This is a genomic window from Streptococcus sp. FDAARGOS_256, assembly GCF_002289235.2.
Classification (GTDB): Bacteria; Bacillota; Bacilli; order Lactobacillales; family Streptococcaceae; genus Streptococcus.
Genome location: NZ_NTGM02000001.1, coordinates 1,017,289 through 1,029,455, shown reverse-complemented (window position 1 = coordinate 1,029,455; position 12,167 = coordinate 1,017,289). Strand labels below are relative to the sequence as shown.

At 41.7% G+C, this 12,167-nt stretch carries 16 protein-coding genes; all 16 read left to right on the top strand.

Annotated features, from left to right (window positions below):
• The first annotated feature begins 40 nt into the window (after positions 1 to 40).
• A complete protein-coding gene (locus A6J84_RS05270) occupies positions 41 to 1,078 on the top strand; it encodes a M42 family metallopeptidase (RefSeq protein WP_084922034.1) in 1,038 nt (345 codons plus the stop codon).
• A 1-nt stretch (position 1,079) separates the two neighbouring features.
• Positions 1,080 to 1,541 carry an HIT family protein gene (locus A6J84_RS05265; RefSeq protein WP_000335642.1) on the top strand — a complete coding sequence of 154 codons (462 nt, stop codon included), beginning with the start codon at positions 1,080 to 1,082 and terminating at the stop codon, positions 1,539 to 1,541.
• A 13-nt stretch (positions 1,542 to 1,554) separates the two neighbouring features.
• Complete coding sequence (ldcB, locus tag A6J84_RS05260) at positions 1,555 to 2,271, top strand: LD-carboxypeptidase LdcB/DacB (RefSeq protein WP_044021158.1); 717 nt, start codon at positions 1,555 to 1,557, stop codon at positions 2,269 to 2,271.
• Between the two features lie 122 nt (positions 2,272 to 2,393).
• On the top strand, positions 2,394 to 2,819 hold the full coding sequence (gene rplK / locus A6J84_RS05255) for a 50S ribosomal protein L11 (protein ID WP_001085808.1): 426 nt from the start codon (positions 2,394 to 2,396) through the stop codon (positions 2,817 to 2,819).
• Positions 2,820 to 2,916: 97 nt separating this feature from the next.
• Positions 2,917 to 3,606 carry a 50S ribosomal protein L1 gene (gene rplA / locus A6J84_RS05250; RefSeq protein WP_001085675.1) on the top strand — a complete coding sequence of 230 codons (690 nt, stop codon included), beginning with the start codon at positions 2,917 to 2,919 and terminating at the stop codon, positions 3,604 to 3,606.
• Between the two features lie 179 nt (positions 3,607 to 3,785).
• The gene (locus A6J84_RS05245; RefSeq protein WP_001049316.1) at positions 3,786 to 4,298 is read left to right on the top strand and encodes an adenine phosphoribosyltransferase; all 513 of its coding nucleotides are present in this window, start codon (positions 3,786 to 3,788) and stop codon (positions 4,296 to 4,298) included.
• A gap of 181 nt (positions 4,299 to 4,479) precedes the next feature.
• The gene (gene metA / locus A6J84_RS05240; protein ID WP_001122696.1) at positions 4,480 to 5,424 is read left to right on the top strand and encodes a homoserine O-acetyltransferase MetA; all 945 of its coding nucleotides are present in this window, start codon (positions 4,480 to 4,482) and stop codon (positions 5,422 to 5,424) included.
• A gap of 8 nt (positions 5,425 to 5,432) precedes the next feature.
• Positions 5,433 to 6,110 carry a DnaD domain-containing protein gene (locus tag A6J84_RS05235; protein WP_095726193.1) on the top strand — a complete coding sequence of 226 codons (678 nt, stop codon included), beginning with the start codon at positions 5,433 to 5,435 and terminating at the stop codon, positions 6,108 to 6,110.
• Between the two features lie 96 nt (positions 6,111 to 6,206).
• Positions 6,207 to 6,965: a triose-phosphate isomerase gene (gene tpiA, locus A6J84_RS05230; protein ID WP_000087891.1), complete on the top strand. Its 759-nt coding sequence runs from the start codon at positions 6,207 to 6,209 to the stop codon at positions 6,963 to 6,965.
• Positions 6,966 to 7,153: 188 nt separating this feature from the next.
• Positions 7,154 to 7,672: a Dps family protein gene (locus A6J84_RS05225; RefSeq protein ID WP_000229890.1), complete on the top strand. Its 519-nt coding sequence runs from the start codon at positions 7,154 to 7,156 to the stop codon at positions 7,670 to 7,672.
• Between the two features lie 209 nt (positions 7,673 to 7,881).
• Positions 7,882 to 8,220 (top strand): zinc ribbon domain-containing protein YjdM, encoded by a 339-nt coding sequence (locus A6J84_RS05220; protein WP_001061600.1) that lies wholly within the window; start codon positions 7,882 to 7,884, stop codon positions 8,218 to 8,220.
• A 2-nt stretch (positions 8,221 to 8,222) separates the two neighbouring features.
• The gene (locus tag A6J84_RS05215; protein WP_095726192.1) at positions 8,223 to 8,846 is read left to right on the top strand and encodes a Pr6Pr family membrane protein; all 624 of its coding nucleotides are present in this window, start codon (positions 8,223 to 8,225) and stop codon (positions 8,844 to 8,846) included.
• A 112-nt stretch (positions 8,847 to 8,958) separates the two neighbouring features.
• Entirely contained in the window at positions 8,959 to 10,110 is a 1,152-nt protein-coding gene (locus tag A6J84_RS05210) for an MFS transporter (RefSeq protein WP_095726191.1), read from the top strand.
• A 99-nt stretch (positions 10,111 to 10,209) separates the two neighbouring features.
• Positions 10,210 to 10,959, top strand: a complete 750-nt coding sequence (truA, locus tag A6J84_RS05205) for a tRNA pseudouridine(38-40) synthase TruA (RefSeq protein WP_095726190.1) — start codon at positions 10,210 to 10,212, stop codon at positions 10,957 to 10,959.
• Entirely contained in the window at positions 10,949 to 11,722 is a 774-nt protein-coding gene (locus A6J84_RS05200) for a bifunctional hydroxymethylpyrimidine kinase/phosphomethylpyrimidine kinase (protein ID WP_070838041.1), read from the top strand. Before truA ends, A6J84_RS05200 begins: the two co-directional genes overlap by 11 nt.
• A complete protein-coding gene (locus A6J84_RS05195; protein ID WP_095726189.1) occupies positions 11,700 to 12,161 on the top strand; it encodes an ECF transporter S component in 462 nt (153 codons plus the stop codon). Before A6J84_RS05200 ends, A6J84_RS05195 begins: the two co-directional genes overlap by 23 nt.
• The last annotated feature ends 6 nt before the right edge of the window (positions 12,162 to 12,167 follow it).

Genomic DNA, 12,167 nt, shown 5'->3' with positions numbered 1-12,167 from the left:
GACTAGAAAAATGTTATAATGGTAGGAAAGAGGTGAAGAAATGAATCAGACTATAAACTATATCAAAGAACTAACCGCTATTGCATCTCCAACGGGCTTTACTCGTGAGATCTCAGACTATCTAGTCTATACTTTAGAGAAACTTGGTTACCAGCCTATTCGAACAGCTAAGGGTGGTGTCAATGTAACAATCAAAGGTCAAAACGATGAACAACATCGCTATGTAACTGCCCATGTGGACACACTCGGAGCCATTGTACGTGCTGTCAAACCTGATGGACGTCTCAAATTGGACCGGATCGGTGGTTTTCCTTGGAACATGATTGAGGGAGAAAACTGTACCGTTCATGTGGCTAGCACAGGTAAAACGGTATCTGGGACCATCCTCATCCATCAGACTTCTTGTCATGTCTACAAGGATGCAGGAACTGCAGAACGTACGCAGGACAATATGGAAGTGCGTTTGGATGCAAAAGTGACCAATGAAAAAGAAACCCGCGCCATGGGCATTGAGATCGGTGATTTTATCAGCTTTGACCCGCGAACTGTCGTGACAGAGACTGGTTTTATCAAGTCTCGTCACTTGGACGACAAGGTCAGCGCGGCAATTCTGCTCAATCTTCTTCGTGTTTATAAGGAGGAGGGAATTGAGTTGCCAGTAACAACTCATTTTGCCTTTTCAGTCTTTGAAGAGGTTGGTCACGGTGCCAACTCCAATATTCCAACTCAAGTGGTGGAATATCTAGCTGTAGATATGGGAGCTATGGGCGATGACCAGCAGACGGATGAGTATACAGTGTCTATCTGTGTCAAGGACGCTTCAGGCCCCTATCACTATGACTTCCGTCAACACTTGGTAGCTTTGGCGAAAGAGCAAGGTATTCCATTTAAGCTGGATATCTATCCATTTTATGGATCGGACGCTTCAGCAGCTATGTCAGCAGGAGCAGAGGTCAAACACGCCCTCCTTGGAGCTGGTATTGAATCCAGTCACTCTTACGAACGAACACACATTGATTCGGTCGTAGCGACTGAGCGTATGGTTGATGCCTATCTCAAGAGTGCATTGGTAGACTAATATGTGCTTGATTTGTCAAAGAATTGAATGGATCAAGGAAGGGGAAAATCCCTACTTTGTAAAAGAACTAGAAACAGGATATGTAGTTATTGGAGACCACCAATACTTTAAGGGCTATACCTTATTTTTAGCAAAAGATCATGTCACAGAACTCCACCATATGGAGACTTCTGTAAAACTTCGCTTTTTAGAGGAAATGAGTTTGGTCCAAGAAGCAGTCGCCAAAGCATTTGAGGCTGAAAAGATGAATATTGAACTCCTAGGAAATGGTGATGCCCACGCTCATTGGCATCTCTTTCCACGAAGAATAGGTGATATGAAGGGTCATGGATTGAATGGCCGTGGGCCAGTCTGGTGGGTGCCCTGGGAAGAAATGGCGGCAGAAGATTGCCAAGTGAAATCCCATGAGTTGGAACAAATGATTAAAGCCTTATCCGATGAATTAGAGAAGCACTTGGTCTAAGAGAGGAAGAAAAATGAAAAAAAGATACATCGTTTTATCTGGTTTGCTGGCAGTAACCCTAGCAGCATGTTCGCAAGAAAAACCTAAAAATGAAGAAAACACTCAAAAAACGGAACAAACTAGTCAACCTGAAGGAACTGTAGGAAGCAAATCCCAAGCCTCTAGTCAGAAGAAGGCAGAAGTTGTCAATAAGGGAGACTACTATAGTATTCAAGGAAAGTACGATGAAATCGTCATAGCTAATAAGCACTATCCTTTGTCAAAAGACTATAATCCAGGAGAAAATCCAACAGCTAAAGCAGAGTTGCTGAAGCTCATTGCAGCAATGCAAGCAGCTGGCTACCCAATCAGCGATCACTACAGTGGTTTTAGAAGTTATGAAACTCAAACCAAACTTTATCAAGACTATGTGAATCAAGACGGTAAGGAAGCAGCAGATCGCTACTCAGCACGCCCAGGTTACAGTGAACACCAAACAGGTCTTGCATTTGACCTTATTGGGACAGATGGAGATTTAGTTACTGAAGAAAAGGCGGCCCAGTGGCTCTTGGATCATGCGGCTGACTATGGCTTTGTTGTTCGCTATCTCAAAGGCAAGGAAAAAGAGACTGGCTATATGGCGGAAGAGTGGCATCTTCGCTACGTCGGAAAAGAGGCCAAAGAAATTGCTGCAAGTGGTCTCAGTTTGGAAGAGTACTATGGCTTTGAAGGCGGAGATTACGTCGATTAAAAAAGTAATTTTTCTCTTGCATTTTTAGATAAATAGTGTATAATGGAAAGGTATGTGTAAAGCATACTTGTGGGAGGTAAAAATCTTTAATTACCGCCAAAACCACAAAGGAGGATTTAAAAATGGCTAAAAAAGTCGAAAAACTTGTAAAATTGCAAATCCCTGCTGGTAAAGCTACACCAGCTCCACCAGTTGGACCTGCTCTTGGTCAAGCTGGTATCAACATCATGGGATTCACAAAAGAGTTCAACGCTCGTACAGCTGACCAAGCTGGTATGATCATTCCAGTTGTTATCTCAGTATACGAAGACAAATCATTTACTTTCGTTACAAAAACACCACCAGCTGCTGTTCTTTTGAAAAAAGCTGCAGGTGTTGAAAAAGGATCAGGTACACCTAACAAAACTAAAGTTGCTACAGTTACTCGTGCACAAGTACAAGAAATTGCAGAAACTAAGATGCCAGATTTGAACGCAGCAAACATTGAGTCTGCAATGCGTATGATCGAAGGTACTGCTCGTTCTATGGGATTCACTGTTGTTGACTAATCAATAACACCCCCAATATAACCCGCAAGACTTCATCATTTCGAGAAGTGACGTGGGAGATGAAAATCGATTGAACCACTTACAAGGAGAATAGAAAATGGCTAAAAAAAGCAAACAACTTCGTGCTGCTCTTGAAAAGATCGACAGCACAAAAGCATACAGTGTAGAAGAAGCTGTAGCACTTGCAAAAGAAACTAACTTTGCAAAATTTGACGCAACTGTAGAAGTTGCTTACAACTTGAACATCGACGTTAAAAAGGCTGACCAACAAATCCGTGGAGCAATGGTATTGCCAAACGGTACTGGTAAAACTTCACGCGTTCTTGTTTTCGCACGTGGTGCAAAAGCTGAAGAAGCAAAAGCTGCTGGTGCAGATTTTGTTGGTGAAGATGACCTTGTTGCAAAAATCAACGACGGTTGGTTGGACTTCGACGTAGTTATCGCTACACCTGACATGATGGCTCTTGTTGGACGTCTTGGACGTGTCCTTGGACCACGTAACTTGATGCCAAACCCTAAAACTGGTACTGTAACAATGGATGTTGCTAAAGCAGTTGAAGAGTCTAAAGGTGGTAAAATCACTTACCGTGCTGACCGTGCGGGTAACGTTCAAGCAATCATCGGTAAAGTATCATTTGAAGCTGAAAAATTGGTTGAAAACTTCAAAGCTTTCAACGAAACAATCCAAAAAGCAAAACCAGCTACAGCTAAAGGAACTTACGTAACAAACTTGACTATCACAACTACTCAAGGTGTTGGTATCAAGGTTGACGTAAACTCACTTTAATCAGTAGTTTATATCAGAGAACGAGTGCGAAAGTGCTCGTTTTTTTGATGATAAGTTCACTCCAGGAAAAATAACTCCATTAATAACCTGATGGAGCAAGAGAATAGTGCTTTTCCTCTTCTTCTTTCACAGAAAATGTGGTATAATAGAGAGTAAAAAACTTTGAAAGAAAGAAAAAGATGAATTTAAAAGATTATATCGCAACGATTGAAAATTATCCTAAGGAAGGTATTACCTTCCGTGATATCAGCCCTTTGATGGCAGATGGAAATGCTTATAGCTACGCTGTTCGTGAAATTGTTCAGTATGCAACTGACAAGAAAATCGACATGATTGTGGGACCAGAGGCTCGCGGATTTATTGTTGGCTGTCCCGTTGCCTTTGAGTTGGGGATTGGCTTTGCACCTGTTCGTAAACCAGGAAAATTGCCACGTGAAGTCATTTCAGCTGACTATGAAAAAGAGTACGGTATTGATACCTTGACCATGCACGCGGATGCCATCAAACCAGGTCAACGCGTTCTCATCGTAGATGACCTCTTGGCGACAGGTGGTACTGTCAAGGCAACCATTGAAATGATTGAAAGACTTGGCGGAGTTGTAGCCGGTTGTGCGTTCTTGATTGAACTTGATGAGCTTAAAGGCCGTGAAAAAATCGGAGATTACGATTACAAGGTACTTATGCATTATTAATGAAAAACAGTCCTTGGGGCTGTTTTCTCTTCATCTGCTATATAAACAAACTATAGCTAGTTAGAGAAAAACTATAATTGAAAACTATATCTTCTTGCAGTATAATAAAAGGACTAAGTGTTTGAGATTTGACTTCAAACACATTCAATTATTTCTAAAAGAGTACAGTTAGGAGAAGGTTATGCCGATTAGAATTGATAAAAAATTGCCAGCTGTTGAGATTTTACGGACAGAGAATATCTTTGTCATGGATGATCAACGTGCGGCCCACCAAGATATCCGTCCCTTGAAAATTTTGATTTTAAACCTAATGCCCAAAAAAGTGGTCACAGAGACCCAGTTGTTACGGCATTTAGCAAATACTCCTTTGCAATTGGACATAGACTTTCTCTATATGGAGAGCCACCGTTCCAAGACGACTCGTGCAGAGCATATGGAGACTTTTTATAAAACTTTTCCTGAAGTCAAGGACGAGTATTTTGATGGGATGATTATCACAGGGGCTCCGATTGAGCATTTACCATTTGAGGAAGTGGACTATTGGGAGGAATTCAGTCAGGTGCTTGAGTGGTCCAAGACCCATGTCTATTCGACCCTTCATATCTGCTGGGGTGCCCAAGCAGGTCTTTATGCTCGCTATGGAGTTGATAAACACCAGATGGAGCAGAAATTGTCAGGCATTTACCCGCAGGATACCTTGAAAGAGGGCCATCTTCTCTTTCGTGGTTTTGATGATAGCTATGTAGCTCCCCATTCTCGTTATACAGAAATCTATAAGGAAGAGATATTAGGAAAAACCAATCTGGAAATCCTCTCTGAGGGAGAACAAGTCGGCGTTTCTATTTTAGCCAGTCGGGATCTTCGTGAGATTTATAGTTTTGGTCATTTAGAATATGACCGTGATACTCTAGCAAAAGAGTATTTTCGTGATTGTGAGGCAGGACTTAATCCTCATATTCCAGAAAATTACTTCAAAAATGATGATGTGAATGAGACACCGTGTCTCTGTTGGTCTTCATCAGCTGCCCTCTTTTTCAGCAATTGGGTAAACTATGCAGTTTATCAAGAAACCCCTTTTGATTGGAGAAAGGTAGAGGATGATGCGGCTGCATTTGGATATCTATAAGAGGAATTATGACATATTTTGACGCTTTTAAATCAGGGAACTTGGTTTTGCCAAGTGCCCTGCTCTTGCATTTTAAGGAACTCTTTCCTTCCAGCGAAGATTTTCTCGTCTGGCAATTTTTCTATTTACAAAATACCACAGCCCTAGGAGATGTTTCGCCTAGTCAGATTGCTGAAATCATTGGGAAAGAGGTTGCAGATGTCAACCAATCTATTTCAAATTTGACTGAAAATGGTTTGCTACAATATCGGACCATTGAACTAAATGGGGAAATTGAGCTGATTTTTGATGCTAGTTTGGCTTTTGAACGCTTGGATAGCTTACTAGATAGCCAAACTCCAGCTACAACAGTCCCAAACCCGCAGAATCAGTTGAAGGATCTGGTTGAAACTTTTCAGCAGGAATTGGGACGCTTATTAACACCATTTGAAATCGAAGATCTTTTTAAGACTGTCAAAGAAGACGGAGTTAAGGCGGATTTGATCAAGGAAGCTCTCCGAGAGGCCGTTCTCAATGGCAAGCCAAACTGGAAATATATTCAGGCAATCCTACGAAACTGGCGCCATGAAGGTATTCAGTCTGTGACTCAGGTAGAGGCCAAACGAGCAGAGCGAGAAGTCAACAATCCCAAACAAGTTCAGGCTTCGGCTGATTTCCTCGATGCCATGAATTTGTGGCAAGATTAGTCGCTTGAAAAATCTTGAAAATTAGAGTAAGGTTTGCAAGCTCCTTATAAATATGATAGAATAATAGTGAATAAAATGAAAAAAGAGGTATGTGAAATGTCACGTAAACCATTTATCGCTGGTAACTGGAAAATGAACAAAAATCCAGAAGAAGCAAAAGCATTCGTTGAAGCCGTTGCATCAAAACTTCCTTCATCAGACCTTGTTGAAGCAGGTATCGCAGCTCCAGCTCTTGATTTGACAGCTGTTCTTGCTGCTGCTAAAGGTTCAAACCTTAAAGTTGCTGCTCAAAACTGCTACTTTGAAAATGCAGGTGCTTTCACTGGTGAAACTAGCCCACAAGTTTTGAAAGAAATCGGTACTGACTACGTTGTTATCGGTCACTCAGAACGTCGTGACTACTTCCATGAAACTGACGAAGATATCAACAAAAAAGCAAAAGCAATCTTTGCAAACGGTATGCTTCCAATCATCTGTTGTGGTGAGTCACTTGAAACTTACGAAGCTGGTAAAGCTGCTGAATTCGTAGGTGCTCAAGTATCTGCTGCATTGGCTGGATTGACTGCAGAACAAGTTGCTGCATCCGTTATCGCTTATGAGCCAATCTGGGCTATCGGTACTGGTAAATCAGCTTCACAAGACGATGCACAAAAAATGTGTAAAGTTGTTCGTGACGTTGTAGCTGCAGACTTCGGTCAAGAAGTTGCGGACAAAGTTCGTGTTCAATACGGTGGTTCTGTTAAACCTGAAAACGTTGCTTCATACATGGCTTGCCCAGACGTTGACGGTGCCCTTGTTGGTGGTGCGTCACTTGAAGCTGAAAGCTTCTTGGCATTGCTTGATTTTGTAAAATAATCTCAGTTATTCCAGACAGTCTGCTAAGACTGTCTTTTTTTTAAAGACTGTATATTTTTCTTAAATTATCAGTCAATTACAACTTTTTTAATATGGGTTAATTTTCTTGCTTTTGTCTACTAGGAGTAGTATACTGAGATAGTAATCAATAAATATGGTTGCAAAAATAATATTATGAGGTGATCAATATGGTTGAATTGAAAAAAGAAGCAGTAAAAGACGTAACAACATTATCTAAAACAGCGCCAGTAGCATTGGCAAAAACAAAGGAAGTATTGAACCAAGCAGTAGCAGACTTGTATGTGGCTCACATTGCCCTTCACCAAGTTCACTGGTATATGCGTGGTCGTGGTTTCCTCGTATGGCATCCAAAAATGGATGAATACATGGACAGCCTTGATGGCTATCTTGACGAAATCAGTGAACGTTTGATCACTCTTGGTGGCAAACCTTACTCAACTTTGACAGAATTCCTTCAACACAGTGAAATCGAAGAAGAAGAAGGAGAATTCCGTAACGTTGAAGAAAGCTTGGAACGTGTTCTAGCGATTTATCGCTACCTTATCGCTCTTTTCCAAAAAGCTTTGGATGTGACTGATGAAGAAGGCGATGATGTTACAAACGATATCTTTGTTGGTGCTAAGGCTGAACTTGAGAAAACAGTTTGGATGCTTGCAGCAGAACTTGGACAAGCTCCTGGTTTGTAAAATATAGTTGCTACCCCTTTTATCATGAGGTACCTGATAAGTGCCCATGACCAATCATCTTTTAAAAGTCATGTAACTGTAAACAGTTGCATGATTTTTTTGTTTGCTGGACTTAGGACACATTGTCAAAAGTAGGATTTTACGGTATAATAGTTGCTGTTCAATAACATATGAATTTTAAAGAATAATTGTTAGTTTAAGGAGGACTTATGAACAACTTACCAAATTGCCCAAAATGTAATTCAGAATATGTCTACGAAGACGGAAGTCTCTTGGTCTGCCCAGAGTGTGCCTATGAGTGGAATCCTGCAGAAGTTGCAGAAGTAGAAGAAGGTGTTGTTGCTATCGATGCCAATGGAAATAAATTGGCTGACGGCGATACTGTAACCTTAATCAAGGACTTGAAAGTAAAAGGTGCGCCAAAGGATTTGAAACAAGGAACTCGCGTTAAAAATATCCGTATCGTAGAAGGTGACCACAACATCGACTGTAAGATTGATGGTTTTGGAGCTATGAAACTCAAGTCAGAATTTGTTAAGAAAATCTAGCCATGAAACTGAATTATAAATTTATCTTTTATAGTCGTGTGCTCTTGTTTTTAGCGGCATTTACAGGAGTTTATTTGGAGATTACCAAGCACGGTGGCTTTGGTATGCTCCTTTACTACACAGTGTTGTCCAATCTTTTGGTAACGATTTTCACGGGTTATCTACTCCGTGTGATGAGCCGTTCAGGTGAAAATTGGCAAAGTCCGACCTTGCTTCGTCTCAAGGGTGGTGTTACCATGAGTATCATGATTACCTGTGTGATTTACCATTTTATGCTTGCTCCGATCGCGACAGACTTTTACCGTGTGGAAAATTTCCTTTGCCACTATATCGTTCCACTCTGGTTTTTAGCCGACACCCTCTTCTTCGATAAACGGGGTCAATACAAGATCTGGGATCCAGTCTTGTGGACCATCTTGCCCTTGATTTATATGATTTTTGCCTTGTTTAATGGCTTGGTCTTAAAACTCAATATTCCGAATTCCAAGGACAATCCCTTCCCTTATTTCTTTTTAAATGTGAACAAGGGTTGGGACGTGGTTATCAAATGGTGTTTGATCATTTTTGCGGCCTATATGGTTGCAGGCTTCATCTTCTATCTGATCAAGCAAATCAAGCGAAAATAGTCTTCCTATTAGGAAAGTTAGGACGGAGTCTCTAGTTCAATCGGGCTCCTTCTTTTCTTGCCATCTTCCTTTTAAAAGGATCAACAGTGAGAAATATACAGAAAGAAAATTCATGAAACAATATTTAGAACGGGCTAGTATTTTGGCCCTCTCCCTCGTTTTGATTACCTCCTTCTCCATCTCAAGTGCTCTGCCAGCCATGTTTGACTACTATCAAGGCTATCCCAAAGAACAAATCGAGCTCCTGGTCAGTCTTCCTTCTTTTGGAATTATGATTATGCTGGTTTTAAATGGGTTTTTGGAGCGGTTATTTCCTGAGCGACTTCAGATTAGTCTAGGACTTCTCATCCTTTCTATCGGTGGAACTGCCCCTTTCTGGTATCAGGAGTACAACTTTGTCTTTGCGATGCGGATTTTATTTGGCTTGGGTGTTGGAATGATTAATGCCAAGGCCATTTCCATCATTAGCGAACGCTATCATGGAAAGACACGGATCCAGATGTTGGGTCTTCGCGGATCAGCAGAAGTTGTCGGGGCATCGATTTTGACTCTAGTGGTAGGTCAACTCTTATCCTTGGGATGGACAGTGACCTTCTTGGCCTACAGTGCAGGATTTTTAGTATTGATCCTTTATCTGCTCTTTGTCCCTTATGGGAAAGAAAAGAAAGAAACAAAGAAAAAAGAGGCCGAAACAACTCGTTTGACAGGACAGATGAAAGGCTTGATTTTTCTATTAGCTGTCGAAGCAGCAGTTGTTGTCTGCACCAACACAGCTATCACCATTCGTATTCCTAGTCTGATGGTGGAAAGAGGTCTAGGGGATGCCCAGTTATCGAGCTTGGTTTTAAGTATCATGCAGTTGATTGGTATCTTGGCAGGTGTGAGTTTTTCTTTCTTTATCTCTCTGTTTAAAGAAAGGTTGCTCCTTTGGTCAGGTATCACCTTTGGATTGGGGCAGATTGTGATTGCCTTGTCTCCGTCATTGGGTGTGATGGTAGTTGGAAGTGTTGTGGCAGGTTTTTCTTACAGTGTGGCCTTGACCACTGTCTTTCAGCTTCTTTCCGAAAGGATCCCAGCCAAGCTCCTTAATCAGGCAACATCTTTTGCAGTGCTAGGATGTAGCTTTGGGGCCTTTACGACACCTTTCATTCTTGGGGCGATTGGCTTGGTGACTCAAAACGGTATGTTGGTCTTCACCATTTTAGGATGTTGGTTGATTGTCACTTCTATCTTTGTTATGTACGTACTTCAAAAGAGAGCTTAGGATTAATTTCCTAAGTTTTTCTTTCTGGGAATTTTGTACCCAGACAATTATTGGTTTTTAAACTTGTTTACACTTTTATTTCCTGATAAAATAGAAGTTATGACAAGATATAAAGCAATCATTTCCTATGATGGTTATGGCTTTGCCGGTTTTCAGCGCCAGCCTCATGCGAGGAGCGTTCAAGAGGAAATTGAGAAAACCTTAACGAGACTCAATAAGGGGCAAGCCATCACTGTTCACGGTGCTGGTAGGACGGATAGTGGGGTTCATGCTCTTGGTCAGGTTATTCATTTTGACCTGCTCTATCAGATGGATGAGGAAAAACTCCGTTTTGCTCTGGATACCCAGTCTCCAGAAGATATTGATGTGATTTCAATTGAGATTGTGGCAGATGATTTTCATTGCCGTTATGCCAAGCACAGCAAGACCTATGAGTTTATCGTGGATAGAGGACGTCCCAAAAATCCTATGCGTCGTCACTACGCTACTCACTTTCCCTATCCGCTCGACGTGGAGCGGATGCAGATGGCAATCAAAAAGCTAGAGGGAACTCATGATTTTACCGGGTTTACAGCATCTGGAACCAGTGTAGAGGACAAGGTTCGAACCATTACAGAAGCCAGTCTTAGTGTTGATGAGACAGGGCAGTTTTTGACCTTTAGCTTTTCAGGGAATGGTTTCTTGTATAAGCAGATTCGCAATATGGTGGGAACGCTGCTCAAAATCGGAAATAATCGAATGCCAGTTGAGCAGATTGACTTGATTTTGGAGAAGAAGGACAGGCAGCTAGCAGGTCCAACAGCGGCACCGAATGGCTTGTATTTAAAGGAGATTCGTTATGAAGAATAATCGTATTTTAGCCCTTTCTGGGAATGATATTTTTAGTGGTGGTGGTTTGTCAGCTGATTTGGCTACCTATACCTTGAACGGCTTGCATGGCTTTGTAGCAGTGACTTGTTTGACGGCCTTGACTGAAAAGGGCTTTGAAGTCTTTCCAACTGACGATGCCGTTTTTCAACATGAATTGGATAGCTTGCGTGATGTGGAATTTGCAGGGATTAAGATTGGTCTTCTCCCTACTGTCAGTGTGGCTGAGAAAGCCTTGAACTTTATCAAGCAACGTCCAGGAGTGCCTGTTGTATTGGATCCCGTCTTGGTCTGCAAGGAAACGCACGATGTGGCTGTCAGTGAACTCTGTAAAGAGTTGATTCTCTTTTTCCCTCATGTCAGTGTGATTACGCCAAATCTTCCTGAAGCAGAATTGTTGGCGGGTCAGGAAATCAAAACTTTGGAAGATATGAAAGCTGCAGCGCAGAAATTGCATGATTTAGGAGCGCCAGCAGTCATTATCAAGGGAGGCAATCGCCTTAGTCAGGACAAGGCTGTGGATGTCTTTTATGATGGACAAAATTTTACAGTTCTAGAAAATCCTGTCATTCAAGGTCAAAATGCTGGTGCAGGTTGTACCTTTGCCTCAAGCATCGCCAGTCACTTGGTTAAAGGGGATGAACTTTTACCAGCAGTAGAGAGCTCAAAAGCTTTCGTTTACCGTGCTATTGCACAAGCAGATCAATATGGAGTAAGACAATATGAAGCAAACCAAAACAACTAAAATCGCCCTTGTATCCCTTTTAACTGCCCTTTCTGTGGTCCTAGGCTATTACTTGAAAATTGGAACGCCAACAGGAATGCTGACTCTCTTGGATGCAGGTGTTTTCTTTACAGCCTTTTACTTTGGCAGTAAAGAAGGAGCCATCGTTGGAGGACTAGCAGGTTTTCTGATTGACCTTTTATCAGGCTTTCCACAGTGGATGTTCTTTAGCTTGGTAAACCATGGCTTGCAAGGATTTTTTGCAGGTTTTAAAGGGAAATGGCAATGGCTGGGCTTAGTCTTGGCTACAATCGTCATGGTAAGTGGCTATGCTCTAGGTTCTACCCTAATGAATGGCTGGTCCGCAGCCTTACCAGATATTCTTCCAAACTTCCTGCAAAATACCTTGGGGATGGTTGTGGGGTTTGTAGTCTTTCAGAGCGTCAAGAAGATAAAATAAAAAGTC